Source organism: Mesorhizobium sp. B2-3-11 (assembly GCF_006442215.1).
In the GTDB taxonomy this organism is placed as follows: Bacteria; Pseudomonadota; Alphaproteobacteria; order Rhizobiales; family Rhizobiaceae; genus Mesorhizobium; species Mesorhizobium salmacidum.
This window is the reverse complement of the sequence record NZ_VFVS01000019.1, coordinates 121,467-146,087: the sequence shown is the minus strand read 5'-3', so window position 1 is coordinate 146,087 and position 24,621 is coordinate 121,467. Positions and strand designations below refer to the sequence as shown.

Annotated in this window: 25 protein-coding genes; 5 read left to right on the top strand and 20 right to left on the bottom strand. The window is 62.4% G+C overall.

Annotated elements, in window-relative coordinates; genetic code table 11:
• Positions 1-63 precede the first annotated feature (63 nt).
• The gene (locus FJ960_RS23740; protein WP_181174298.1) at positions 64-852 is read left to right on the top strand and encodes a hypothetical protein; all 789 of its coding nucleotides are present in this window, start codon (positions 64-66) and stop codon (positions 850-852) included.
• On the opposite strand, the gene FJ960_RS23735 is transcribed toward FJ960_RS23740, so the two are convergent.
• A complete protein-coding gene (locus FJ960_RS23735) occupies positions 809-1,234 on the bottom strand; it encodes a nucleotidyl transferase AbiEii/AbiGii toxin family protein (RefSeq protein ID WP_246672915.1) in 426 nt (141 codons plus the stop codon). The two genes, FJ960_RS23740 and FJ960_RS23735, sit on opposite strands and share 44 nt — an antisense overlap.
• A 212-nt stretch (positions 1,235-1,446) precedes the next feature.
• A complete protein-coding gene (locus FJ960_RS23730) occupies positions 1,447-2,778 on the bottom strand; it encodes a dihydroorotase (RefSeq protein WP_181174300.1) in 1,332 nt (443 codons plus the stop codon).
• A 75-nt stretch (positions 2,779-2,853) separates the two neighbouring features.
• Between FJ960_RS23730 and FJ960_RS23725 the strand changes: the two genes are divergently transcribed.
• The 3 genes from FJ960_RS23725 to FJ960_RS23715 all read left to right on the top strand — a co-directional run bounded on the left by FJ960_RS23725 (position 2,854) and on the right by FJ960_RS23715 (position 6,550).
• Positions 2,854-3,714, top strand: coding sequence for a folate-binding protein YgfZ (locus FJ960_RS23725; RefSeq protein WP_140717155.1), 861 nt, complete (start codon positions 2,854-2,856; stop codon positions 3,712-3,714).
• Positions 3,714-4,349: an HD family hydrolase gene (locus FJ960_RS23720; RefSeq protein ID WP_027144171.1), complete on the top strand. Its 636-nt coding sequence runs from the start codon at positions 3,714-3,716 to the stop codon at positions 4,347-4,349. The genes FJ960_RS23725 and FJ960_RS23720 overlap by 1 nt, the downstream gene beginning before the upstream one ends.
• A 65-nt stretch (positions 4,350-4,414) precedes the next feature.
• On the top strand, positions 4,415-6,550 hold the full coding sequence (locus FJ960_RS23715) for an EAL domain-containing protein (protein ID WP_140717153.1): 2,136 nt from the start codon (positions 4,415-4,417) through the stop codon (positions 6,548-6,550).
• A gap of 15 nt (positions 6,551-6,565) precedes the next feature.
• On the opposite strand, the gene FJ960_RS23710 is transcribed toward FJ960_RS23715, so the two are convergent.
• Entirely contained in the window at positions 6,566-7,456 is an 891-nt protein-coding gene (locus tag FJ960_RS23710; RefSeq protein WP_140717151.1) for a fatty acid desaturase family protein, read from the bottom strand.
• A 112-nt stretch (positions 7,457-7,568) separates the two neighbouring features.
• Here FJ960_RS23710 and FJ960_RS23705 point away from each other — a divergent pair, with 112 nt between their 5' ends.
• Positions 7,569-8,486: a LysR substrate-binding domain-containing protein gene (locus FJ960_RS23705; protein ID WP_140717149.1), complete on the top strand. Its 918-nt coding sequence runs from the start codon at positions 7,569-7,571 to the stop codon at positions 8,484-8,486.
• Between the two features lie 16 nt (positions 8,487-8,502).
• Here FJ960_RS23705 and FJ960_RS23700 read toward each other — a convergent pair whose 3' ends face one another.
• From FJ960_RS23700 to pyrE, 17 genes are all read right to left on the bottom strand, one after another.
• The gene (locus tag FJ960_RS23700) at positions 8,503-8,775 is read right to left on the bottom strand and encodes a DUF3303 family protein (RefSeq protein ID WP_027144175.1); all 273 of its coding nucleotides are present in this window, start codon (positions 8,773-8,775) and stop codon (positions 8,503-8,505) included.
• 16 nt (positions 8,776-8,791) lie between these two features.
• Positions 8,792-10,255, bottom strand: coding sequence for a RimK family protein (locus FJ960_RS23695; RefSeq protein ID WP_140717146.1), 1,464 nt, complete (start codon positions 10,253-10,255; stop codon positions 8,792-8,794).
• On the bottom strand, positions 10,255-11,352 hold the full coding sequence (locus FJ960_RS23690) for a GNAT family N-acetyltransferase/peptidase C39 family protein (RefSeq protein WP_140505981.1): 1,098 nt from the start codon (positions 11,350-11,352) through the stop codon (positions 10,255-10,257). Before FJ960_RS23690 ends, FJ960_RS23695 begins: the two co-directional genes overlap by 1 nt.
• Before the next feature lie 208 nt (positions 11,353-11,560).
• Positions 11,561-12,352, bottom strand: a complete 792-nt coding sequence (locus tag FJ960_RS23685) for an anti-sigma factor (protein ID WP_027144178.1) — start codon at positions 12,350-12,352, stop codon at positions 11,561-11,563.
• Positions 12,349-12,867 carry an RNA polymerase sigma factor gene (locus FJ960_RS23680; RefSeq protein ID WP_027144179.1) on the bottom strand — a complete coding sequence of 173 codons (519 nt, stop codon included), beginning with the start codon at positions 12,865-12,867 and terminating at the stop codon, positions 12,349-12,351. Before FJ960_RS23680 ends, FJ960_RS23685 begins: the two co-directional genes overlap by 4 nt.
• Positions 12,868-13,039: 172 nt before the next feature.
• Positions 13,040-15,778 carry a DUF2339 domain-containing protein gene (locus tag FJ960_RS23675; RefSeq protein ID WP_140717144.1) on the bottom strand — a complete coding sequence of 913 codons (2,739 nt, stop codon included), beginning with the start codon at positions 15,776-15,778 and terminating at the stop codon, positions 13,040-13,042.
• Positions 15,779-15,860: 82 nt separating this feature from the next.
• Positions 15,861-16,379: a PaaI family thioesterase gene (locus FJ960_RS23670; protein WP_140717142.1), complete on the bottom strand. Its 519-nt coding sequence runs from the start codon at positions 16,377-16,379 to the stop codon at positions 15,861-15,863.
• Positions 16,376-17,152 (bottom strand): DNA repair protein RecO, encoded by a 777-nt coding sequence (gene recO / locus FJ960_RS23665; protein WP_140717140.1) that lies wholly within the window; start codon positions 17,150-17,152, stop codon positions 16,376-16,378. The genes FJ960_RS23670 and recO overlap by 4 nt, the downstream gene beginning before the upstream one ends.
• Before the next feature lie 134 nt (positions 17,153-17,286).
• Positions 17,287-18,459, bottom strand: a complete 1,173-nt coding sequence (locus FJ960_RS23660; protein WP_140505993.1) for a porin — start codon at positions 18,457-18,459, stop codon at positions 17,287-17,289.
• A 510-nt stretch (positions 18,460-18,969) separates the two neighbouring features.
• Complete coding sequence (locus FJ960_RS23655; protein WP_181166771.1) at positions 18,970-19,860, bottom strand: aminoglycoside phosphotransferase family protein; 891 nt, start codon at positions 19,858-19,860, stop codon at positions 18,970-18,972.
• A gap of 40 nt (positions 19,861-19,900) precedes the next feature.
• Positions 19,901-20,821, bottom strand: a complete 921-nt coding sequence (gene era, locus FJ960_RS23650) for a GTPase Era (RefSeq protein ID WP_140717136.1) — start codon at positions 20,819-20,821, stop codon at positions 19,901-19,903.
• Entirely contained in the window at positions 20,818-21,543 is a 726-nt protein-coding gene (rnc, locus tag FJ960_RS23645) for a ribonuclease III (RefSeq protein ID WP_140505997.1), read from the bottom strand. Before rnc ends, era begins: the two co-directional genes overlap by 4 nt.
• A gap of 4 nt (positions 21,544-21,547) precedes the next feature.
• Complete coding sequence (lepB, locus tag FJ960_RS23640; protein ID WP_027144187.1) at positions 21,548-22,297, bottom strand: signal peptidase I; 750 nt, start codon at positions 22,295-22,297, stop codon at positions 21,548-21,550.
• Positions 22,298-22,375: 78 nt separating this feature from the next.
• Positions 22,376-22,789, bottom strand: a complete 414-nt coding sequence (acpS, locus tag FJ960_RS23635) for a holo-ACP synthase (RefSeq protein ID WP_015318576.1) — start codon at positions 22,787-22,789, stop codon at positions 22,376-22,378.
• Complete coding sequence (locus FJ960_RS23630; RefSeq protein WP_140505999.1) at positions 22,786-23,385, bottom strand: DUF2062 domain-containing protein; 600 nt, start codon at positions 23,383-23,385, stop codon at positions 22,786-22,788. The genes acpS and FJ960_RS23630 overlap by 4 nt, the downstream gene beginning before the upstream one ends.
• A 261-nt stretch (positions 23,386-23,646) precedes the next feature.
• Entirely contained in the window at positions 23,647-24,027 is a 381-nt protein-coding gene (locus FJ960_RS23625) for a VOC family protein (RefSeq protein ID WP_181174297.1), read from the bottom strand.
• 10 nt (positions 24,028-24,037) lie between these two features.
• On the bottom strand, positions 24,038-24,616 hold the full coding sequence (gene pyrE, locus FJ960_RS23620) for an orotate phosphoribosyltransferase (RefSeq protein WP_140717132.1): 579 nt from the start codon (positions 24,614-24,616) through the stop codon (positions 24,038-24,040).
• Between the last annotated feature and the right edge of the window lie 5 nt (positions 24,617-24,621).

The window sequence follows — 24,621 nt, the reverse complement described above, 5'->3', positions numbered from 1 at the left end:
TCAGGTTCTTTGACGAGTAGATGCCGACCGGGCACCATGCCCCGGAGCAGGGAGATAGGGGCAGTGAATTTTCCGATGTCAGGCAGGCCGAAGGGCCTTGTCCTCTACATCCGCCACGCTGCTTGCTGTGGCGCGATTGCCTTGGTGACGTGCCTGGCCAGCAGCCCTGCCTATGCGCTGAGCGAGATCAAAAGCGAAGAACTCCCCTCGCCGGTCACACCCTCGACGGACGACGACGCGTCGTCGCCCGCGGGCGCGATTCCCGTGCCTGGCCCGCTGGGAACGCCGCCTTCGGCCAGCCAACCGGCCGCTCCCGACGCCGCGGAGCCGGACATTCCGTCGGATGGCGGCAGCAACAGGCCGCGTGTCGATCCCCAGGCGCCCTTGCCCGAGGTCGTCTATGACCTCGGCAAGCTGCCCGAGTCCGTGCGACGCATGCATGACCTCATCATCGAAGCTTGCAAGAGCGGCGACATCGAGAAGCTCAGGCCTTTAATCGGCAAGGGCGACAGCATGACCCAGCTGTCGCTGGCCGACATCGATGGCGATGCCATCACCTTCCTCAAAGGGCTGTCCGGCGACCCTGACGGCCAGGAGATCCTGGCCATTCTGGAGGAGGTGCTTAGCGCCGGCTACGTCCATGTCGATGCGGGTACGCCACAGGAACTCTATGTCTGGCCGTATTTCTTCGCGCTGCCGCTCGATAGGCTCGACGCCAAGCAGCGGGTCGAGCTGTTCAAGATCGTCACCGCCGGCGATTTCGACGACATGAAGCAGTTCGGCGCCTACATCTTCTACCGCGTCGGCATCACGCCCGCCGGGCAATGGACCTTCTTCGTCGCGGGCGATTGAAGGTGCCTGCCTGCTCGCGGGCGAGCAGCATTGTAGACAATGTTGCCATTAAGCGGGCTGGCGGGCTATGCAATGATGTCAGCATTCGGCCAAATGCGAATGCTTTCGTTCGAAGAAACGAGATGGCATCGCTAGCCTTATCAGCCTGCATCTGCAGAATCTCGGCTGCGTAACTCAGCTCTACCGTTTCCCGAAGCTTGTTGACTACCCACGCAACCTTGTGCTGGACATCCTGTCCATATGTAGCCTGAGCCTTCGCTACGGCGTCGTTCGGGATCTCCCGACAGGCACTGACCAACATCCCAAGATCAATAGCATCGCGATAGCCGACAGCACGGTCTTGGCATCGGTCGGCATTCGCCAATAACTTCTCGGCGAACATGTCCGAGGGGATCAAAGAAGGTACGTTTGATCTTCATCGAAACGACCTTGTAATGAGATGCGGGCTTCACGAACGATTGTTTGCAGCTCTGGAAACTCGGCGGGGTCAATCATAGGCGCGAATTGTGCTTCATAGTGCTCTGAACATAGTGCAGAGCGCTTAAAAATCAAAGACGTGACGCGTCGGCGACCTGACGCGTCCGCGATGGCCGTCTAGCCGGGCAATGCCTCGGAAAACTCCACCGCCCTGCCCTGGCCGGGCGTAACGATTTCGCCCTCCCACATGACACGCTGACCGCGAATGACCGTGCCGACCGGCCAACCGGTCACCTCCTTGCCGTGATAAGGTGTCCAGCCGGCTTTCGAGCCGGCTTGCGCGTTGGTGATGGCCTCGCGCCGCTTCATGTCGACAATGGTGAAGTCGGCGTCATAGCCGGCGGCGATACGGCCTTTTCGGGCCATGCCGAAGATGCGCTGCGGGCCATGGCTGGAGAGATCGACGAAGCGCTGCAGGGTCAGCCGGCCGGCGTTGACGTGGTCGAGCATGATCGGCACCAGCGTCTGCACGCCGGTCATGCCCGAGGGCGAAGCCGGATAGGGCTTTGCCTTCTCCGCCAATGTGTGTGGCGCGTGGTCGGAGCCGAGCACGTCCACAATGCCCTGCGCAATACCATGCCAGACGCCGTCGCGATGGCGCTTGTCCCGCACCGGCGGGTTCATCTGGATCAGCGTACCGAGCCGCGCATAATCGTCGGCGCTCAGCGTCAGATGGTGCGGCGTGGCCTCACAGGTCGCGACATCCTTGTGCTGTTCGAGGAACAGGATTTCCTCGACGGTCGAAATGTGCAGGACATGGATGCGGGCACGGACGTCGCGCGCGATGCGTATCAGCCGTTCGGTGCAGCGCAAGGCGGCGATCTCGTCACGCCAAACGGGATGCGATGACGGGTCGCCCTCAATGCGCTCGCCCAGGCGCTCGCGCAGCCGGAACTCGTCCTCCGAATGAAAAGCGGCGCGGCGGCGGGTATTCCTCAGGATCGACGCGACGCTTTCGTCGTCCTCGACCAGCAGATCGCCGGTGGACGACCCCATGAAGACCTTTATTCCGGCAGCTCCCGGCAAACGCTCGAGGTCGCCGACATCCCTGGCGTTATCGCGGGTACCGCCGACCCAGAAAGCAAAATCGCAATGCATGCGGCCGCTGCCGCGCCGGACCTTGTCGGCAAGCGTTGCCTCGCTGGTTGTCAACGGGTTGGTGTTGGGCATCTCGAAGACGGCGGTGACACCGCCGAGCACAGCAGCCCGCGATCCCGTTTCCAGGTCTTCCTTGTGCTCCAGTCCCGGCTCGCGGAAGTGCACCTGGGTGTCGACGACACCGGGCAGGATATGAAGGCCCCGGCAGTCGATCGTCTCGCCGGCCGAGGCCTGGCGCAGATCGCCGATCGCGGCGATGCGACCGCCCTTCATGCCAATGTCGCGCAACCCCTCGCCGTCATGATTGACCACTGTGCCGCCTGTCAGGATGAGGTCATAGGTCATGGTGATGCTCTCTTGCGGGGGGAGTGTCAGCGGCTTACGTAATGGCCAACCGTTTTGCAAGATCAGGCTTCTATCCGCTCCATGCCCTTTGCCCTGCTGAAAAACCGCGCGCTTATCTCCGTCTCCGGCCCGGATGCCGAACATTTTCTGCAAAACATCCTGACCACCGATCTCGATGCGCTTGGCAATGGTGAGGCCAAGCCGGGCGCGCTGCTGACGCCGCAAGGCAAGATACTGTTCGACTTCCTGATCTCACGGGCAGGAGAAAACGCCTTCCGCATCGAATGCCGTGCCGACGTTTCAGACGATTTCATTCGCCGGCTGATGCTCTACAGGCTTCGCGCCAAGGTCGAGATTGCCAAGTCGGAACAAACGCTTGTCACTGTCGCATGGGGAAAAGAGTCAATCGCCTCAGAAAATGATTCAACCGCAGTTGCCGACAGGCGCTTTGGCTACGAAGGCGTCACGCGCTTCCATGCCGGCACAGCGGAGGCCGGCGACATCGCCGCGTGGCAGGCCTTCCGCATCGCCCACGGTATTGCCGAGAGCGGGTCCGACTATGCACTCGGCGATGCGTTCCCGCATGACGTGTTGCTCGACGAGATGGGCGGTGTCGGCTTCAAGAAGGGCTGCTATGTCGGCCAGGAGGTCGTGTCGCGCATGCAGCATCGGGGCACAGCCCGGCGGCGCGTGCTGATCGTCCAGGCTGGGCTTCCTCTGCCCGCCGCGGGTGCCGAACTCACCGTCGGCGGGCGACCCGTCGGCACGCTCGGCTCGACCGTCACCCTGACCGGGCTCGCCATCGCCCGCATCGACAGGGTCAAGGCGGCGCTCGACGCCGGCCAGCCGGTCTTGGCGGACAACGTGCCAGTGACGCTCACCATCCCCGCCTGGGCCAAATTCAGTTTCCCGCAGGAAATCGCCGGCGCGGAGGAAGCCTGATGGCGGCAGACCGCGCCGGTGCGCCACCACGCGCCTGGCAGCGCATGCTGTCCGGCCGCAGGCTCGACCTGCTCGACCCCTCGCCGCTCGACATCGAAATTTCGGACATCGCCCATGGGCTTGCCCGCGTCGCGCGCTGGAACGGCCAAACCAGCGGCGAGCACGCCTTCTCGGTGGCCCAGCATTCACTGCTGGTCGAGGCGCTGTTCAACGAGCTGGTGCCGCAGGCTTCGGCCGACGACCAGTTGGCGGCACTGCTGCACGACGCGCCGGAATATGTCATCGGCGACATGATCTCGCCATTCAAGTCGGTGATGGGCGGCAGCTACAAGGACTGCGAATTGCGCCTGCAACGCGCCATCCATCTGCGTTTCTCGCTGCCTCCCGAACCGGCCGCTGCCCTGCGCAAGGAGATCAAGCGCGCCGACCAGATCGCCGCCTATTTCGAGGCTACGCTGCTCGCCGGCTTTTCGACCGCGGAGGCGACCGAATTCTTCGGCCGCCCGCGCGGTTTTTCAGCCGAACGTTTCGACTTCACGCCACGCTCGGTGATCTGGGCACAGAATGCGTTCCTGAAGCGGTTTTCGGCGATCGAGACCTCAAGACATCACGTTGCGACATCTGCGCTAGGGTAGAAAACGCTAAATTAACCGAAAGCGTCAACAGTGTGGTGTTCGATCAAACACCGCAGGGGCGCCTCATGCCCGTCGTCAAGGATGGTTCGATCGTCCCGGAACGGGTGGCCGGAGGCGTGGAGCGGTCGCGCCGCATTGAAGATGAGCTGCGCGAGCAGAACGAACGTTTTTCAGCCGCTGTCGAAAACATGTCGCATGGCCTGTGCATGTTCGACGCCGATGAACGCATGATCATCTGCAACCGCAACTACATCGACATCTTCCACCTCGACGCCAAGCTGATACGGCCAGGCATCCGCTTCCTCGATATCCTGCGGCACAGCGTCGACCTCGGCGTCGCCTCGCAAAGCGCCGACGAGCTCTATGCCATCCGCAAGCCCTATATCGACCAGGCGAAGCCTTCGACCTACGAAGAAATCCTGTCGGACGGCCGCATCATCCTTATCTCGCACCGGCCGCTGGCTTCGGGCGGGTGGGTCTCGATCTACGAGGATATTACTGAACAGCGGCGCGCCGAGCAGGATCTCAAGGAGCAGCATCGCCGCTTCGACGCAGCGCTCGCCAACATGTCGCAAGGCCTGCTGATGTACGACGCCGACGGCAAAATGATCGTGCGCAACGGGCGTTTTCTGGAACTGTACAACGTCACGGCGGCCGACTTCCCGCTTGGAACGACGCATCGCGACGCGCTCGAACGACTGCTGGAACTCGGCACCTACACGAAGATCGACGTCGACAGCGAAGTCGCCAAGACCGAAGCCTGCCGGCGGGCGGGAAAAATGCATTCGACCTATCGCCATCTTGCCGACGGCAGGACATTTCTGGTCGTGCGCCAGCCAATGAGTGGCGGCGGTTGGGTGGCGACGTTCGAAGACGTCACGGAACGCCGCCTGGCCGAAGAGCGCATGACCCATCTCGCGCATCACGACATGCTGACCGGACTGCCCAACCGATCGATGTTTCGCGAGCGGCTCGACCTTGCGCTGGAGGATGTGGCCGCTACACCGCTCGCGATCTTCTCGCTCGACCTCGACCGCTTCAAGGCGGTCAACGACACCTGGGGACACCCCGCCGGCGACTGGCTGTTGAAGAGTGTGGCCGAAAGACTGCAGCGCTGCCTGCGCAATGATGCAGATATGATCGCCCGTTTCGGCGGCGACGAGTTCGTCGTCATCCAATCCAACTCCGAGGGCATTGCCGATGCCGAGAAACTGGCGAAACGCATCGTCGAGGCAATCGCAAAACCATTTCGCGACAAGGGCCGGGACATGCATGTCGGCGTCAGCCTGGGCATCGCCGTTTTCCCCGCCGACGGCCGTGACGCCGACACGCTGCTGAAGAACGCCGATACGGCGCTCTATCGGGCAAAGAACGATGGGCGAAACCTCTATCGCTTCTTCGAACCTGGAATGGACGCCGTGGTGCAGGCCCGCCGAGCGCTTGAAGTCGATCTGGAGGTGGCACTGCCGCGCCAGGAATTCGATCTTGATTTCCAGCCCATCATGAACATCGCCTCGGGCGAGATCATCGGCGCGGAGGCCTTGATGCGCTGGCATTCACCAGCGCGCGGCAGGGTGGCGCCGGACGACTTCATTCCGGTCGCCGAAGAGACAGGACTGATCGTGCCGCTTGGCGAATGGGCGCTGAGGAAAGCCTGCGCGGTGGCGGCTAGCTGGCCGCCGGGTTTGCGCATCGCGGTCAATGTCTCGGCGGTGCAGCTCAAAAGCAGCGGATTTGCCCGCAGCGTCATCTCGGCGCTGGCTTTTTCCGGCGTGCCGGCCGGACAGCTGGAACTGGAGATCACCGAAACCGTGCTGATGGACGAGAGCAAAGCCGTGCTGAAAACGCTGCGCCAGTTGCGTGAACTCGGTATCCGCATTGCGCTGGACGATTTCGGCACCGGCTATTCCTCGCTCGGCTACCTCAGACGGTTTCCGGTCGACAAGATCAAGATCGACCGATCATTCATCCGCGACATGGGCAACCGCGACACGGCGGCGATCGTTCGCACCATCATCGGGCTGGGTGCCGAGCTTGGCATCGTGGTCACGGCAGAGGGCGTCGAAACCGAGAGGCAACTCGACATGCTGCGCGACAATGGTTGTGTCGAGGCGCAAGGCTATCTGATCGGCGTGCCATCGAAGCCGGCCGAGATCCAGCGCCTATTGAAGTCGCGTGCGACGCGCAGCCAAACCGGCTGACGGCATCGGGACATGTCAGCTCAATGTTTCCAGGTATTTCTCGTGGAAGCTGACGTAGCCGGGCTCGACCACCTTCAGATGCCGCTCGATCAGCGCGTGAAACCGCGGCAATTGGTGAAACGGCACTCCGGGATAGGCATGATGCTCGGCATGGAACGGCATGTTCCAGGCCAGCTTGCGCACCACCCAATTGGTCAGCGTGGTTCTTGTGTTCTCCAGCATGTTGGCGACGAACGGACAGCGGCCATGCTCGGCCAGCAGATACAGGCGCAGGAATGGCTGCCCGAGTAGTGCGGGAATGATCCAGACATAGAGCAGCACGGTGAGCCGGAAATAGACAGTGAGCAGAATGACCACAGCGTAGAAGGCAATCATGGCGCGCGCCTCGGCCCGTACCTTGGGTCGACCTTTCGGCGGCACATAACTCTCCTGACTGCCACCACCTGCATTGGTGTACAGCGTCTTGACATGCCCCCACCACACCGGGAGGCCCGAGACGTGGACAATGTATTGCTGCAAGGTCTCGGGTTTGGGGAAAGCGAGCTCGGGATCGTTCTCCAGATCCTGCGTGTATCGGTGGTGAGCGAAATGGAAGTAGCGGAACCAGTCGGCCGGCAGCGCGATCGCCAGGCTGCACAGCCGCGCCACGCCGTCGTTCAGCCGCTGTGTTTCGAAAGCCGTGCGGTGAACCGTCTCGTGCAACAGCGTGAACAGGAACACGATCAGAATGCCCTGCGGCAACACCAGCAATGGCCAGAACGGCACCTTGGCCGCGATCAACGATCCAATGATGACAATCGCGCCCAAGTGAGCGCCGAGCTGGAACAGGCCCGCTACATCGGATTTGGTCGTCAGGCGATTGCGCTCTTCCGGTGTCAGTGACGCGATGATGTCGCGATGGTCCATCGGCTTCGATCCAGGCTGGATATTGACGACGACCATTCTAGTGGCAAAAAAGCTTTCCAAAAACGACGATTCCTGCGATTTGGATAAGGTAAGCTTATCTTATTGGGCGGCAATGGTCACATCTCCATCCCTGAAAGGGCTTCAGGCTTTCGAGGCCGCGGCACGTACGGGCAGCTTTGTCGCGGCGGCGGAGGAGCTGTCGGTTTCGGCCGCCGCCGTCAGCCAGCTTATCCGCATCTTGGAGGAGCAGATGGGCCGCAAGCTGTTTCAGCGGGTCAACCGGCGCGTTGTCCTCACCGAGGCCGGCGTGGAAATGCTGCCGCGGCTGACCGTGGCCTTTCAGGAGATCGGCAGCGTCTCGCGCGAGCTTGCTGGCGACGCATTCCGCCCGCGCCTCGTGGTATCGGTGCCGCCATCCATGGCCATGGGTTGGCTTTCGCAGCGTCTGGCCGGCTTCGTCGCAAGCCATGGCGCCGCCGACATATCGCTCCGGGGCGATGACGACCCGGTGCCGTTCGACCGCGAGCTGATCGACATCAGGCTCTCCTACGGACCGCATTATCGCGAGCATCCGACCAAGGACATTGCCAGGGATGCGGTCTACCCCGTCTGCGCGCCAAAGCTTGCCGGCATGATCAAGGCGGGCGGCGAGCCGCTCGCCGGGCTGCCGCTCATTCACACGGATTGGGGACCGACCGGCGCATCGTTTCCGTCCTGGCGCAACTGGTTCGAGGCGGCGGGCGCCCAATCTGGCCGGGCGGTACGGCGCGGGCTCTCGGCCAATTCGTCGCGCGCGGCCCTCGACCTCGCCATTTCGGGGCTGGGCGTGGCACTGGCGCAAGGGATCTACTGTGCCGAGGCGGTGGAGGACGGCCGGCTGGTCCGCCCCGCCAAGAGCGCAATTGCCCTGCGACAGCCCTATTGCCTGACCGTCCCAGAGCGAAGCGCGAGGCGCGACGTCGTGGCCGCGTTCCGCGATTGGCTGATCGATGAATGCCAGCGCGCCGTGGGCTCGCCGGCGCTGCGCTGACCGGGTGGGGCCATGGTCAGAGGTGCGCGCTCAAGGCCGCCACCATGTCCTTGTTGGCCGCCACGGGCACGATCTCGAATTCGACCAGATCAGCCCATTCGATGACCCATCGCTGCAGCAGCGTGACGTCATCGGTCTCCACCAGCAGGAAACAGCGGCTCATATCGGCCGCGATCCAGCTATGATGCACAACAAGCTCCTCCGGCTTCAGGCGGCCGCGGTCGCGGAACCGGCGATAGATTTCCTTGCGATCGCAGCCGGTGAAATCCTCGATGACAATGAACTGCATGTTTCCCCTCGGTTGATTACCGTCCCGGCCTGTCCAGCCGCTCCAGGAACCACTGCGTCAGCCGCACCCAGACCTCATCCTTCTCGCCGGAATCCTCCCAGCCATGATCGAGGTTGGGGTTGTCGTTGACCTCGATGACGAAGACGCCGTCCTTGGTCTCCTTGAGGTCGACCCCATAGAGACCATCGCCGATACAGCGCGCAGCCTTCACTGCCGTCTCGACGACATGAGGCGGCGTCTCCTTCAGCGTGAAGGTCTTGATGCCGCCTTGGTCGGGCTTGCCATTGGCCTTGTGGTTGACGATCTGCCAGTGCTTCTTGGCCATCAGATAATGCACGGCAAACAGCGGCTGGCCACCGAGCACGCCGACACGCCAGTCATATTCGGTCGGGATGAATTTCTGCGCGATCAGAAGATCGGAATCCTCGAGCCATTCGGTGGCAAGCGTCTTCAGCTCCTCGAAATTGGCGCATTTCTTGACACCGCGCGAGAATGACGAATCCGGGATCTTCAACACCAGGGGAAAACCCAGCGTCTGCGCCGCGAGTTCGAGATCGGAGGCGCCGGCGATCATCACCGTCGGCGGCACCGGCACCTTGTTGTAGGCCATCAGTTCGTTGAGATAGACCTTGTTGGTGCAGCGGATCATCGACAGCGGGTCGTCGATGACAGGCATGCCTTCCTGCTGGGCGCGGCGGGCGAAACGATAGGTATGATTGGAGATCGAGGTGGTCTCGCGGATGAACAGCGCATCGTAATTCGCGAGCTTGGCGAGATCCTTCCTGGTGATGGGCTCGATTTCGACCCCCATCTTTTCGGCGATCTTGGCCCAGTAGCGCAGCGAGGAGATTTCCGAGGGCGGCAATTCCTCATGCGGGTCGACGAGCGTGGCGAAGGTGTACCGCGCCGGCGTGCGGCCCTTGGTGTCGCGCCACTCACGGTTGGTGTAGGTCTCCAGGCACTGGATGAAGCTCTTTTCCTCGTCCTCGGTCATTCGCGCCAGCGGGTGGAAGCCGATCTTGCGGATCGAAGCCCATTCGGCGTTGTCCTTGATGTGGACTTCGAGCGCCGGCGCCCGGAACCAGTCGAACAACAGCTTGGCAAAACGGTCCCAGACCTTGGACGGGCCGATGCCGAAGAAGATGCAGACCTTCGCCGGGAATATACCGCCGAGATCCTTGCGGCATTTGTTGAGCGCCAGTTCCAGTTCCGGCAAGGCGTGCTCGTAGAGCTTGCGCTCCGACAGGTCAATCATCGTCTCGACGGTCGGGATGACCTTGTGGCCGCGCGAACTTGCCAGCAGTGACGCATAATAACCGCGGCTCTGGTAGCCGTAGTTGTTCGACAGGTTAATGACCTTCGGCCGCTGGCCGCGGAACAGCGAGGGATGCGCGAGATAGTCACGATTGGTGATGATCTTGTGCGGTGTCGCCACCTGGTCGAGATCGCTCTGCCTGCCGGTAAGAATGACCCAGGTCATTATCTCTTTCCCAAAGTGATGGCGGCACGCAGTCCGTCGCGACCGAACTGCGCCATGTTCATGAAGATGCCGTAAGGCACGGGAATGTTGGCGGCATCAAGGATGGTTTCCTGCCTTTCATCCTCGACCCACGGATCGTGGATCAGAATATGATCGCCATCATCGCCGATGGCCAGCACCCAGTGCGGCACCTTCTTGCCAAACATCAGGAAGCCGCTGATCAGCACCAGAACCAGTTTGCCACCAGCGAGAGCCGCCCTGATATCGTCGATGGTGAACGGACGGTAATTCACCGGGATGCCGTAAAGTTCCGCTCGGCGGCGAAAGTCGACCTGTGCCAGTTCCATGACCCGGCGCTTCTCCTCGCTGCGCACCGATTGCAGGAACAATGCGCCGTAGAAGGAAACGTAAATCTCCGCAGCAAGCCCGCTTTCGTACCCCGAAACGGCCAGACCGAATGGTTCGCAGCCGCCTGGTCCAGACATCATGAACACGGTCGTTGCCTCGCGCCAGAGGCGGATTTCCATCACCGGGTCGGGTACGAAGCCACCATCGAAATTGGCCATGGCCATCATCAGGCAGCATGGACCGCAGGTGAACTCGCAGGTCTGCTGGTAGAACGGCACCCTGGTGGCGACCGGAAGGTCGCCGCGCAGGGTTTTTTCATAGCGTAGCGCCGTCGCGCCGTCTTCGTAGTACCCCGGCTCGCGGCCAATCTTGCGGTAGCCGGCCTGCTCGTAGATATGGATGGCGCGGCCATTGTCCTCGCGCGCTTCGAGACGCAGCATCATGCGGTCGTGTTCGAAGGCTGCCTCTTCGGCCGCGGACAGTAATTGCCGGCCTATGCCGAGCCCGCCGAAGAACGGTCCGACGGCTATGGAATAGAGCCGCGCCACCCCACTGCCCTTGCGAAACAGCACGATCGCATAACCGCCTACGCGGCCATCGATTTCGGCGACCAGCGTCTCGGCGGTCTCCCGCTCGATGAACTGGCGGAAGGAGCGGCGGGAAATGCGGTCGCTCGAGAACACGGCTTTCTCGATGGCGGCGAGATCATCGACGTCTGACGCGCGGGCCTTGCGGATCTCGGCAGGCATGCGGCTTGAGAAAACCTCGATTGCGTTGCGGAAAACGGCCCCGGTCAAAAGCGTCGCAAACACCGGCCGAAGCGCCGGTATTCATCAAGCGCTATCGCTCCTTGATTAGGGCCGAATTGTGACAGTTTCCGCCACGACAGGGAAGCTGGCAAGCTTTGAACGCAATCGCTGTTTTCAAGTCAGTCGGCCGCGCAAGTTCGCAACCGGCTCAACTGGCCAGCCCGGCTAAAAGCTGGCCATACGCGCTCTTGGCCACGACCGCCAATTGCTCGCGCGGCAGCGAACCGACGACGGCACAGCCATAGCCCTTGTCCAGCCAGTAGACGGCCTGCGGACCGTCCTGCGCCGAAGCGTAGGTACCCTTGGCATTCTCGGTCGATTCCGCCGTCACGAAGAGGGATATGCGCTCGCCCTTGTCGTCTTCGTAAAGCAGCATCGCGGCCTTGCTTTCGCCGGCCGGCAGCAACCGGCCACCAACCAATTGGAAGCCGTTCGCGCTCAGGTCCGGCACCACCAGATTCAGGCCGATCCGGTTGGACAGCCAGGTCTGCAAATGATCCTTGTCGCTGGCCGGAACTTCCACCGCATGCCGCTTCTCGGCGGCATAGATGACGTGGGCGGCGATCGCCTGTTCGGCGAGCTGATCCTCCGCCGGATCCTCCTGCCCGAGGCCGCCGATGCCGGCAAAGTAGCCGCCAAATCCGCCCGTGGCGAGAAGCACGGCCGCAGCGGCGGCAAGCCACCAGCGTGAGCGTGGCACCACAACCTTAACAGGCGCTTCGCCGAGCACCACCTTGCGCAGGCGCACTGGTACAGCCTCATCCAGTACGCCGGCAAAAGCCGAGCGCAATGCCTCCCGGTCGGCGGTGAAGCGGGCGCTCCTGGCCTTCATCTCGGGATTGGAGTCGAGCCAGGCATCGTAGGCGGCACGTTCATCGGGCGGCAGTTCGCCGTCGAGCGCCATGTGGATGTCCCGTTCGGAAAAATCGCGGCGGATCATTTCTCGACGATCCTTATGGCTCGGCGGCGTGCTGTGTCGTCCAGCAACCCACGCAGTTCCTCACGGCCACGCGCGATGCGCGACATCAGCGTGCCCGCGGGCACACCCAGGATGTTGGCGGCTTCGGCATAGGAAAAGCCCTCAATGGCGACCATGACCAGCGCCGCGCGGCGATCCGGGCTGATCGCCTGCAATGCGTCGATGATCTCGCGCGAAGCGATGCCCTCCAACTGTTCGGGCGGCTGGGCAACCGTCTCGCCCGCCTCCAGCGGCAGCATCGCCGCTTCGCCGCGGCGATTCACCTTGCGCATCTGGTCGATGAACAAATGATGCATGATCGTAAACAGCCACCTCCTGGGGCTTTCTCCTGTCTGCCAATTGTCGAGCCGCAACAGCGCGCGCTCAAGGCAGTCCTGAACGAGATCGTCGGCAGCATCGCGGTCGCGCAAAAGCGAGCGTGCGTAGCGTCGCAGGCGCGGTATTTCGCCAAGGATTGCTGCCTTCTTTTCGTTCATGACCGCTGGTTCTGAGGTCGCCCTTGTTGATCTCGATTGAACGCGCCTTCCCGGCACGGCGCAAGCGGCCAGCGCGAAGCGGTCCACCGCTCCGGTCACCCAAGCAACGAGATAACGCCGGCGGGTGCCGGTTTATTCCCGACCGGCAAGGAAAACCAATGATCGCAGGCGATTATCCTTTTTCCTTCGCCGCCCGCGTCAAAAGCCGCTGGTAGAACAGGCCAATGCCGATCAGCACCGCACCCAGACCGATAAAGGACAGCGCCCTGAGCACACCCTCCAGTTCCGACATGTCGAAGAGGAAGACTTTCAGTACGGCAACCGCGATCAGCCCGGCCGAAGCAATGCGCAGAACCTGCGATTTCAGCCAGACGCCAGCCGTGAGCAGCGCCACGCCGATCACCAGCCAGAGTGCCGAATAGGTATAGGTCTCCAACTGGCCAAGGCCACTCCACAAGCCGATGAACTCACCCTTGAACAGGCGCCTCACCGACAGCGTGGCATAGGCGAAGGCAAGCAGCGCCGCCACCAGCGCCAGCATGGCCGAATACCATTTCGGCCGCTTGCCCCTGCTATAGAGCGCTAGACCGCCGGCGGCGACGGCCGGCAGGAGATAGGCCAGGAACAAAAGATTTAAGACCGGAATCCGGCCGGTCGATTCGTCGGTGAACAACGGATTGAGCACCAGGAAATGCTGGATGACGACGAAGGCGACCGAGACCACGCCCACCGCCATCGAACCATAGCGCAGCACCGAGCTTGGCGAGCGCCTGTCGATGGCGATCAGGATAGCGCCGGCACCGATGGCGATCAGCGTGTAGATCGCTTGTTCGGCGAGCGTCGGCGCATCGCTGTTGATGACGCCGCCATGCATGGCGTGACGCACCAGCATGGCGAGCGTCAGCAGCGCGAACAGTGCCGCCGCCGCCTCCATGGCGAGGCGCGGTCGGCCATCGGTGGTGTTGGCGAGCTGCCAGGCCGCGAAGCCGAAGGCGAGCGCCGGCACGCCATAGCCCGGCAGCAACCAGTTGAAGACTGGTGTCATTGACAGGAACTCGGCGCCGACGATCGTCGGGTCGAAGGCGACGCGGCCAAGCACCGCGATGACGGCGGCGACTGAAATCCAGCCGAGCACAGGATAAGAGCGCCAGCGCGTGGCGAGCGCCGGCACGATTGCCGTGGCACCGAGCAAGGTGGTGGTCCAGCCGGAATCAAAAGCCATATGCAGCATCAGGAGGCCGGCGACCGCTGCGCCACCCAAGGCAAATGACACTGCCACGCCGCCCCTGAGCGGCGGTTCCTCAGCCCGCGCGATGCACTCGCCGCCGGCGGCGAAGACCACGACCAGCAGGGCCGCAACGGCGGCATAGACAAAGTCACGGTCGAGATTGCCGAAGGTGAACCAGAGCGCCAGCAGGATGACCAGAGGTGCGATGACACCCCATGCAGCCCACGAGGCTGCTCGGATCTGCGCCGAGGCGGCGAAACGGCGCGCGGCCCAGAGACCGGCGGCAATGAAGACTACGCCAAGGCCGATGCCAAGGCGCAAGCTCAGCACGTTGGCCGTGGCCAAAGGCACCCCATCAACACCCAGAGCGCCGCTCGAAAAATCGGAAGCGATAGAGGTCGGCGGGATAATGCCGAGATAGATCAGCACCGTCGCCAGTCCGGCGGCATAAAGCAGTGGCAGCGCCAGCGGGCGGTAGAGCGCGACCGCTACCATCACCATAAGCAGCACCGCGCCCGGCAAGGCATCACCGGCAGCGGCGAAGACCAGGTCAACCGAGAGGCCCAGCGCCGAGAAGGCGACGAACAGTCCAGGCACGATGGACGGCCAGTCAAAGGATCTTGCTGGTCCGGTTCCGTCGCCGCGACTGCTCAGCCAGACAAGGGCCAGCACAGCCAGCGTCACAGTGTCGATGAACAGGATCGCGGAGAGGTTCGCGCCCGGTGCGTCGGTCATGTAGAGGATGGTCCAGATGCCGGTGCCGAAAAAGGCGGCCGCCATCAGCGCTTTCCAGTCGCGCATGCGGGCGATAACGCCGGTGGCGGCGAGCACGATTGCGAGATAGCCGAACAACGCCCAGGGATTGGGCGCCTGCGAAGCGATCAGCACCGGCGTCACCATGGCGCCGACGAGACCGATGCCAGCCAGCGCCTGGCCATGGACGAGAGCGGCGGCGATGGTGGCAATGCCGATCGCACCAAGCAACGTGAAGGCAAGCGCCGGGCCGATGAAGCCGTAAACACCATGGGCGGCATAGACGGTGCCGAACAGGATGAAGGCACCGGCTGCCGTGAGGATCGCCGGAATATAAGCGCCGGCAGCACCTTGCACCGGCACCTTGAATCCGGTGCGACGAATGAACTCGCCGGCGGCGACCAGCACCAAACCGAGCACGGCCGCCATGATGAGCCGCACGCCGGGACCGAAAATGCCGGCCTCGATGGTGTAGCGGACCAGGAACAAGCCGCCCAGAGCAAGCGCAATGCCACCGACCCAGACCGCCCAACGCGTGCCGAGCGCGGTTTCGACGTCGGACTGGCGAGCGGCTTTGGCGACCGCGGCCGGCGCGACCTCTGGCGTTTTCGGTGTTGCCTCGGGGGTGCTCCAGGGACCGGGCACACTCTCTGCGGCCGGGATTTCCGCCTCGGTGGCCTGTACCGGCGCGGGCTCGCTGATTGCTGCCGGGGCGATATCGGCTGGGGGCGCGGCCACCGGTGCCGTGTAGGCCTCGCCTTCGGCCGCTTCCTGTTCCGACGGCCTGGCCGCGAACGGCACCGCGCCCGGAAGCACGAGACTGCGCAACGCGCCAAGTTCGCGCTCGATCAGGCCGATCCGGCTCTGCTGGCGCGAAATGATGACGAACAAGGCGATGATGGCGACAAGGCCGATCAGGCTTTCAAACATGGCGGTTCCCCCAAACCAGGCCAGTGTTCACTGACGTTTCGTCTCATTGACATTCAAATGCGGCGGCCAAACGGCTGAAAACTCAACGTGCCGCCAGATTGGCGGCTGGAAATATCGAACATGTCTCGGTGCCGAAAGCCAGCAGTTTGCCGCCGGCGTCCTTCAGCGTCGCTTCCGAAACGGCAAGCGTGCGGCCCTTGTGGACCACCTTGCCTTCGCAGACCACCTCGCCGGTCCTGGGCGTTATCGGCCGCGTGAGGTTCACCTTGAACTCCGCGGTCGTGTAGGCCTCGCCCTTGTCGAGCAACGTCTGTACTGCGCAGGCCAACGCCGAATCGAGCAGCGTGGCCGCCCAGCCGCCATGAACGCCACCCAGCGGGTTGAGGTGACGTTCGTTCGGCACGCCGCGGAATACGGCGCGACCTTCTGATACTTCGGTCAACGCGAAGCTGAGCTGGAAGGAGATCGGCGGTGCCGGATATTTGCCGTCGATGATTCGCTGAAGCAAATCCAGGCCGGTGTATTTCAGGATGTCGGCGTGAGGAATGGTGCCGAGGCCGAGCGGCGAGACCCGGCCTGGATAGAGTTCGATTTCGCTCATCTGAGGATTTCTCTGGCCGCGTTCTCTCCAGCGATGGGCTTGTGCGCTGCGTGGTGCTTGCGCAACGCTGCAAGAAAACCGGCGCGCGCGTCGGGCTGATCGATGCCGCGCGGCTCGTAGACATGGCGGGTGAAGAAGAAACCGGTCAAGCGGAAGGCATCCGCGATCGCCGCATGATTCGCGCGCAGGCCGGAGCCGCGCTGCAGAAATGCAGGCAGCACCAGCATCTTGTCGTGCCACGGCGCCCCAGCTTCACGCGACACCGCGCGTCCCGATTTCGGCGAGACATAGGCAAGGTCCTGTTTGGTGCCGGTGGCGGCGCATTGGCTGAGATCGAGGCCAAAGCCGAGTTCATCGAGGATCAGAAGTTCGAAACGCGCCACCAGCTCCCCGGCGGCGTCGGCATCGTCCAGGTGGACGATCATCACCGAAAGCGCCTCGTAGAGGCCGCCATGGGCGTCACGCTCGGGCAGCAGGCGCAGATGCGCCGCCATCGTCTGAAGGCCGTAGACGGCGATGGCACTGTCCATCAGCCGGGAGGCGTTCATCTCGATCGCTTCGGCCTGGAAGGTGCCCAGATGCTCGTCGAGGCGCGCGCGCCACAAGAGATCGACGCGATTGCCGGGCTGGAGAACGGGTTGCAGCTTGCGCGAGCGGCCGCCGCGCACGAGGCCGAGATGGCGGCCATGGGCACGCGTCATCACCTCGAGAATGGCGCTGGTTTCGCCATGCTTGCGGGTGCCGAGAATGATTCCCTCGTCGCGCCATTCCATATCAGGAGCTTTTCACCGATCGGGTGGCGAAATCAAGGTATGGGCCTGCCGCCTTGGCCGGCTCTCGCAACAACGCGTAAAAAAGCCGCCCGCAGCGATGTGCTGCGGGCGGTCTGGTAAGGTCAGTCGATCCGTTAGAACGAGCGCTGGAAGCGGAGAATGCCGCCGACACTGCTCTTCTTGTTGGCCTTGGTCCAGTTGCTGAAATCTGCGTCGTCGAACTTTCCAGCATTGAGGTAATCGACTTCAGCCGTGACGGTAAAGCCGGGCACAACGGTATAGGCAACGTTCGCGGCGATGCCGAGATTCTTCCAGTCGTCATAGGAGATCTGGGCGTTGAACGAGGTCTTGTCGTTGAACTTGTAGGTGCCGCCACCCCAGATCGCCCAGTTGCCGCCCCACTGTTTGTAGAAGCCGCGACCGTGTGCATCGATGGCGTTGTTCGCATCGTCGGTGAGATTGTCGTCGGTGCCGTAGCCACCCATGATGAACAGCGACAATTCGTTGGTTGCCTTGACGTCGAGGCGAACCTTGCCAGCGACTTCTTCATAGTTGCTGTCATAGGCCACGACGCCGGTGAGCGAACCCCAGTCGCCCTTGTACTTCAAACCGCCGACGACATGCGGAACATAGCTGTCGATGGTGCCGACCTTGCCAGCACCCTCTTCGAGCGAGACCAGCCCCGAGAAGCCGTTGCCGGCGTCGAAGTAGTACTGAACGACGTTGCTCTCCTGCCCGCCATACGGAACCAGCGTGTCCTGGATGACGTTGCCGGCATAGCCGATGAACGTATCGAAAGCCGTATCGTCCTTGCCGACGCGCAAGCCGCCGAGCTGAATCCAGGCGAAACGCAGCGAGAGCGACTTGTTACGACCCGTCCAATCGTCGGCGCTGGAGGCGGCTTGATTAGTATAGTCACCGGAGCTGTTGCCGTAGTTGAAGCGGGTCTCGGTGTAGGTCTTCAGGGTACCGAGCTCGGTCTCCTGACCGGTCCAGGTCTTCAGCGTGAAGCGGGTGTTCTTGTAGTAGGTCGAATGAGTGGTGCCGGCGTCCTGATGATCCGGGACGTGGTTGACGCCATCGAGCGAGCCGGCATCGCCGACACCGATGTCGTAACGGACATAGCCGCCGATGCGCAGGCAGGTCTCGGTGCCCGGGATGTAGAAATAGCCGGCGCCGTAGACGTCACAGATCTTGACGTATTCGGCCGGTTCCGGTTCGGCGACGACGACAGCGTCCGCGGCGCGTGCGCCGGACACCGCGATCAGTGCCGCGGCTGAGCCGAGAAGGAGGCTCTTGATGTTCATTTTCTGACCTCTCCAGTCAAGTTAATAAAATGGCTTCCGAATTGTGGCTGGCGGATATGTTTTCCCGCCTCACCCCCACAATGAAAAAAGGCTCGCACTGCGTCCCCTTTTCGCGGCGAACATACCCACCAATCTTCCGCCTTCAATGACAATTCCGCGAATATGCCGGATTCACGCCACAGATTAAATCGGTGTTGCACAAATAACACTAACCGGCTCATGTCGATTTTCAAATCGGCACAAATGGCACATCGTCGTTTTTATGTAATAATCCCTGATATCTTTTACTTTATACTGTAAAATTTCCATTTTATTCCATTATTTTCAAGTCAATTGCGCACGCTGTCTAACAAAATGTCGAATGAGTTATTTTTCAACATCAGATTCTCAAGTCAAATCTGGTCAATTTCTTGAGCGCTCGGCCGACGAGAGGCCCACGCGAAAGCTGCCGGCGACAGCAGGTTTTTTGATCCATCAGCGCCGCCCGATGACGGCGCCACGCGTCTCGCCTCATGCCTGGCGCTCGCGATCGATCAGCACAGCATCGATCACTCGCCACGATTCTTCGATCTCGGCCGAGGCCACGTCTATGTGCCCGGCGGCGGTGATCAATGCCTTCCATAGCGCCCAGCCGCGCCCGCGCGCCCAGGTCGCTTCGTCTGCCGCGAGGCAGGCGCGAAAAGTGTCCCGGCTTTCGCCTTCGAACAGCGTCCAGGCAATTGCCAGATCGCAGGATGGATCGCCGACACCGGAGGTGCCGAAATCGATCACGGCGCTCAACCTGCCCTTTTCGACAAGGAGGTTGCCCCGGCTGACATCGCCATGGAACCAGACGGGCGGACTTTCCCAGGCCGCGGCAAGGGCTATCTCCCAGACGGCGGTGGCGGCGCCGGCATCGATGCTGCTGCCGAGTGCCGAGATCGCTTGCCTTGTCTCGCCGTCATAGACCGTCAGCGGTCCGCCGCGAAAGAAATTGTGCTGCCCAGGCGCTGGCCCATCGGTCGCGTCCACCTGTTTCAACGCAACCAGGAACCGAGCCAGGTCCGCCGCGAATTCCGACAGATTTGCGATACGTTCCGGTTTCGCGATCTCGCCCTCGATCCAGCCATAGACTGACCAGTGCCAGGTATAACCCTCGGCCGGAACGCCCATCGCCAGCGGTACGGGAATGGGCAGTGGCAGCAGCGGCGCCAATCTCGGCAGCCAGCGATGTTCCTTTTCCACTTGCAGGGCATAGGCGGCGGCGCTCGGCAATCGCACGGTCATCTCGTCGCCGAGATGAAAGGTCCTGTTGTCCCAGCCGCCAAAATCAACCGGCCTGACCGCAAGATTCTTCCAATGCGGGAATTGCGCGGCAATCAGCCGGCGCACCAAGGCGGCATCGATCGCTACCTCAAGCATGATCTTTCCCGAAAACGGCGCTCACTTCTCGGGATCACGCCTAGTGCGGAAACTCCAACCCCATCTCGCGATAGCGCTCGGGGTCGTCGCCCCAATTCTCGCGCACTTTCACGAACAGGAACAGGTGCACCTTCTGCTCCAATATGCCTGATATTTCCATCCGCGCGGCCTGCCCGATGGCACGGATGGTCTCGCCCTTGTGGCCGAGCACGATCTTCTTCTGGCTGTCGCGCTCGACAAAGATGGTCTGGTCAATGCGCACCGAACCATCCTTCTTCTCTTCCCATTTCTCGGTCTCGATGTGCGAGGAATAGGGTAGTTCCTGATGCAGCCTGAGATAGAGCTTCTCGCGGGTAATCTCGGCCGCCAGCTGGCGCATAGGCAGGTCGGAAATCTGATCTTCCGGGTAGTACCAAGGGCCGGCCGGCAGCGCCTGGGCCAAGTAGTCGAGCAGGTCCTTGCAGCCGGAGCCGGTCAGCGCCGAGACCATGAAGGTGCGCTGGAACGGCACTTTCTCGTTCGCTGCCGCGGACAGGGCGAGCAGCGCCTCATGCTTCACCCGATCGACCTTGTTGAGGATCAGCAACATCGGCTGGCGCACATCCTTCAGCCGTTCGAGGATGGCATCGGCGTCGCCCCTGATGCCGCGCTCGGCGTCGATCAGCAGCAGCACGATATCTGCATCCTTGGCGCCGCCCCAGGCGGTGGTCACCATCGCGGTGTCCAGCCGCCGCTTGGGCTTGAAGATGCCCGGTGTGTCGACAAAGACGATCTGCGCGTTGTCGTGCGTGGCGATACCGCGCACGATGGCGCGTGTGGTCTGCACCTTATGGGTGACGATCGAGACCTTGGCGCCGACCAGTTGGTTGACCAGCGTCGACTTGCCGGCATTGGGCGCGCCGATCAGCGCGACGAAGCCGGAATGCGTGACAGGAGCGGCTGCGGTGTCTTCGGCGGTCATGCCGCACTCCCTTCATGAACCCAGACGCCCTCGCGAACCAGAAGGGCAGCAGCGGCGGCCTGTTCGGCCTCGCGCTTGGAGCGGCCGCTGCCGGTTGCCGGCTGAAACGCGCCGACCTTGACGCTGACGGTAAACAGCGGATCGTGATCGGGGCCTTCCCGGCCGTCGATCTGATAGGCGGGAACAGCACTCGCCGCCTGATGCGCCCATTCCTGCAATTCGGTCTTGGCGTCGCGGCGCGCGGCACCCGAGGCCCGCGAACGCGGCTGCCAGTATCTATGGATGAATGCGCGGGCTGCTTCCAGACCACCATCGAGATACAGCACGGCGATCAGCGATTCCAGTGCGTCGGCGCGCAGGTTGACGCGCTTGCGTCCCTCGAGCCCGCGCACATCCGACCCGGCACGGATCAGGTCCGGCAGCCCGATATCTTCGGCGATATCAGACAGCGCCTCGGCATTGACCAACGCATTGAGCCGCAGCGACAACTCCCCTTCCGCGGCATCGGGAAAGGCAGCCAGCAGCATATCGGCGACAACAAGGCCAAGAACCCGGTCGCCGAGGAATTCGAACCGCTCATAATCGGCGCCCGCATTGGCGCCTCGCGCACTGGCATGGGTAAGCGCACGCTGCAGGCGCTGGCGGTCGGCAAAGGCATGGCCCGTGCGTTCCGCAAGCGCTTCGGCGAGCGCATCGGCGGTCAACCTTTTTGGTGCCGCCATGACCCTAGTTGACGAAATGGAACAGGCGCGAGGCGCGCATCAGCGACGGCCATTTCCAGATTTCGAGCGGGCTTGCCTTGCCGGCGATCGAGAAGAAGACAAGGTTGGCGCGGCCGACCAGGTTCTCGGCTGGAACGTAGCCGACGGTGAAGCGGCTGTCGGCGGAATTGTCCCTGTTGTCGCCCATCATGAAATAGTGGCCGGGAGGCACGTCGAATTCGCGGGTGTTGTCGCCAATCGAGTTCGGCGACAGGTCCAGCGTGTCGTAGCTGACGCCATCGGGCAGCGTCTCGCGATAGACATCGATCGGATAATCCTTTTCCGTGATGTCGGGATTGTCGATCTGGCCGGTCTTGACGCGCGGCACGCCGACGCCGTTGATGAAGACTTGGCCATCCTTCATCTGGATCTTGTCGCCGGGCAGGCCAATGACGCGCTTAATATAGTCGACGGACGGATCCGGCGGGAACTTGAATACCACCACGTCGCCACGCTTGGGCTCGGAGCCCCAGATGCGGCCCGAGAAAATGTCCGGTCCAAAAGGCAGCGAATAGCGTGAATAGCCGTAGGACCATTTGGTGACGAACAGATAGTCGCCTTCCAGAAGCGTCGGCCGCATGGAGCCCGACGGGATTGAGAACGGCTGGAACAGCAGCGTGCGAATGACCAGGGCGAGCAAAAGCGCCTGGACGATGACGCTGACGGTTTCGCCAAGCCCGCCGGATTTCTTCTGGGATTTTTCAGCCACGCTCATGTCGTCCTCGATTGTGCGTTGGATGGTATAGAGTCTCGGCGCGCGCTGGGCAACGTCAATGCCGGTCGTCAGATGCAATCAATGTGGCGCTTCTTCGACCGGTAGCGCTTCTATGATCACAAAGGCTTGAGCGAGCGGGAAATCATCCGTGATGGTGAGGTGGATCGCTGCCCGATGACCTTGCGGCAGGATCTTCTCCAGCCGCGCCAGCGCTCCGCCGGTCAGCGCCATCGTCGGCGCACCGCTGGGCAGGTTGACGACACCCATGTCACGCCAGAAGACCCCTTGCGCCAGACCGGTGCCCAGTGCCTTGGCGCAAGCCTCCTTGGCGGCAAAGCGCTTGGCGTAGGAAGCCGCGCGGGCGCGCCGGTTCTCCGAACGCGCCTGCTCCACCTCGGTGTAGATCCTCTGGATGAAGCGCTGGCCATGACGCTCAAGCGATTTCTCGATGCGTGTGATGTCGATCAGGTCGCTGCCGATGCCGATGATCATTGGGTGGCGGAACCGATGCTTCCGCCGGGATGAGGCGGATGCTCACGGCGTCTCGCGCGCTCTGCCAGCCGCTTGCGCCTCTGTTCGCGGAAGACATTCATGCCCCAGCGCGTGATGCCGTAGAATACCAGGCCGAACACGAGCCCGAGCGGCACCGCCCCGATCAGCATGGGCTCCAGCACGGGATGCCATAGTTTGGCGAAGGAAAGCTTGTGCATCATCTCGCCCAGATGCGCCGGCGGGCCATGCGTAGGCAGGCGATCGTGCAAGATGAGCTTGCCGGTTTCCCAGGACGCGCCCCACAAGAGCGGAAAGGTCAGCGGATTGCCGAAAAACACGGCTCCGAGAGCCGCTGCCACCAGATTGCCGGCGATCACCCAACACAGAACCGCGGCGATGATGAAGTGGAAACCGACGGGGAAGAACGAAGCAAAGACACCTGCCGCAACGCCAGCCGCCACCGCATGCGGGGTGGCCTTCAGCCGCAGGATGCGCTTGGAGAAATATTGAAGCGAGCGCGAAAACGAACGGCGCGGCCACAGATAGGTGCGCACCCGCTCGAAAAGACCATCAGGTTTGCGACGACGAAAAAGCACTCTCTTCCTATTCCCGACAATTCACAGCTTACAGGCCCGCTGTTTCCAGCCGGGCTTCGACCACCACATCTTGCGCTTTACGGTCGCCAGAAGGCAATCGCGACTTTGATATAGCCATCCGCAACCCCGACAACAACTGGAGGCCGTCCGCGCAGCGGCCGCACCGCCAAATTCGGGTAAGTCCGTCTTCTCCAACATCGGACAATCGCGGCGAATTTGAGAAGTGGTTTCGGCTAATTGTCGCAGCCAATGATCGCTATGCTACCGCAGGTACTGGCTGACTTCGACAAGGTTGCCATCCGGATCGCGGAAGTAGACCGACATCATTGGCCCCTGCGCGCCGATGCGTTCGACCGGCCCGAGTTCCACCGTTACGTGATTGGCTTCGAGGCCGGCAAGGAATTCATCGAGCGGCCGGTCGGTGATCAGGCAGAAGTCACCGGATCCGGGCGTCGGCGACTTCGCCTTCGGCTCGAAGGTGCGGCTGGTCTCGTGGACATTGATCTTCTGGTTGCCGAAGGCAAGTGCCGTAGGCCGGCCCGGCGTGTCGATGCGTTCGAAGCCCAGCACGCGCTGATAAAAGGCGCAGGTCGCGTCGAGCGACGCCACCGTCAGCACGAAATGATCGATACCGACGATCAATGCGACCTCCTCAGATGTTGCGGCTGCCGGGCTTGACGGCCGGGATGGCGGCAAGCTCCGGCGGCAATCTGTCCGGCGGATAGGCTGGGACCTCATATTCGGCAAGCGCGATCAGCGGCACGCCGACATGGGTCTTGCCGGCCGATCGGTCGATGATGCAGGCGGCCGCGACCACCTCTGCACCAAGGGCGCGCAGGCAATCGATGGTTTCGCGGATCGACAATCCGGTGGTGACGATGTCCTCGACGATGACGACGCGCGCGCCCCGGTCAATCTCGAAGCGCCGCAGGCGGAACTCGCCCCCTTCCCGCTCCACCCAGATCGCCGGCACGCCAAGGTGGCGCGAAGTTTCGTAAGCCGGGATCAGCCCGCCGATCGCCGGCCCGACGATATAGTCGATCTTGCCTGGGATCGCGGCGCGGATCTTCTCGGCCAGCGCCTTGCACAGCCGCTCGGTCTTGTCGGCATGCATGAACACCCGTGCCTTCTGCAGGAAGACTGGACTGCGCAGGCCCGACGTCAGGATGAAATGACCCTCCAGAACAGCGCCAGCCTCACGGAATATGCCCAACACTTCGTCGGTATTCATCTCGT

Bases quoted from the DNA above. Each gene is read 5' to 3' on its own strand.
- FJ960_RS23735 (WP_246672915.1), bottom strand. From the start codon at position 1,234: ATGTTCGCCGAGAAGTTATTGGCGAATGCCGACCGATGCCAAGACCGT.
- FJ960_RS23725 (WP_140717155.1), top strand. From the start codon at position 2,854: ATGCCCTTTGCCCTGCTGAAAAACCGCGCGCTTATCTCCGTCTCCGGC.
- FJ960_RS23720 (WP_027144171.1), top strand. From the start codon at position 3,714: ATGGCGGCAGACCGCGCCGGTGCGCCACCACGCGCCTGGCAGCGCATG.
- FJ960_RS23715 (WP_140717153.1), top strand. From the start codon at position 4,415: ATGCCCGTCGTCAAGGATGGTTCGATCGTCCCGGAACGGGTGGCCGGA.
- FJ960_RS23710 (WP_140717151.1), bottom strand. From the start codon at position 7,456: ATGGACCATCGCGACATCATCGCGTCACTGACACCGGAAGAGCGCAAT.
- FJ960_RS23705 (WP_140717149.1), top strand. From the start codon at position 7,569: ATGGTCACATCTCCATCCCTGAAAGGGCTTCAGGCTTTCGAGGCCGCG.
- FJ960_RS23700 (WP_027144175.1), bottom strand. From the start codon at position 8,775: ATGCAGTTCATTGTCATCGAGGATTTCACCGGCTGCGATCGCAAGGAA.
- FJ960_RS23695 (WP_140717146.1), bottom strand. From the start codon at position 10,255: ATGACCTGGGTCATTCTTACCGGCAGGCAGAGCGATCTCGACCAGGTG.
- FJ960_RS23690 (WP_140505981.1), bottom strand. From the start codon at position 11,352: ATGCCTGCCGAGATCCGCAAGGCCCGCGCGTCAGACGTCGATGATCTC.
- FJ960_RS23685 (WP_027144178.1), bottom strand. From the start codon at position 12,352: ATGATCCGCCGCGATTTTTCCGAACGGGACATCCACATGGCGCTCGAC.
- FJ960_RS23680 (WP_027144179.1), bottom strand. From the start codon at position 12,867: ATGAACGAAAAGAAGGCAGCAATCCTTGGCGAAATACCGCGCCTGCGA.
- FJ960_RS23675 (WP_140717144.1), bottom strand. From the start codon at position 15,778: ATGTTTGAAAGCCTGATCGGCCTTGTCGCCATCATCGCCTTGTTCGTC.
- FJ960_RS23670 (WP_140717142.1), bottom strand. From the start codon at position 16,379: ATGAGCGAAATCGAACTCTATCCAGGCCGGGTCTCGCCGCTCGGCCTC.
- recO (WP_140717140.1), bottom strand. From the start codon at position 17,152: ATGGAATGGCGCGACGAGGGAATCATTCTCGGCACCCGCAAGCATGGC.
- FJ960_RS23660 (WP_140505993.1), bottom strand. From the start codon at position 18,459: ATGAACATCAAGAGCCTCCTTCTCGGCTCAGCCGCGGCACTGATCGCG.
- FJ960_RS23655 (WP_181166771.1), bottom strand. From the start codon at position 19,860: ATGCTTGAGGTAGCGATCGATGCCGCCTTGGTGCGCCGGCTGATTGCC.
- era (WP_140717136.1), bottom strand. From the start codon at position 20,821: ATGACCGCCGAAGACACCGCAGCCGCTCCTGTCACGCATTCCGGCTTC.
- rnc (WP_140505997.1), bottom strand. From the start codon at position 21,543: ATGGCGGCACCAAAAAGGTTGACCGCCGATGCGCTCGCCGAAGCGCTT.
- lepB (WP_027144187.1), bottom strand. From the start codon at position 22,297: ATGAGCGTGGCTGAAAAATCCCAGAAGAAATCCGGCGGGCTTGGCGAA.
- acpS (WP_015318576.1), bottom strand. From the start codon at position 22,789: ATGATCATCGGCATCGGCAGCGACCTGATCGACATCACACGCATCGAG.
- pyrE (WP_140717132.1), bottom strand. From the start codon at position 24,616: ATGAATACCGACGAAGTGTTGGGCATATTCCGTGAGGCTGGCGCTGTT.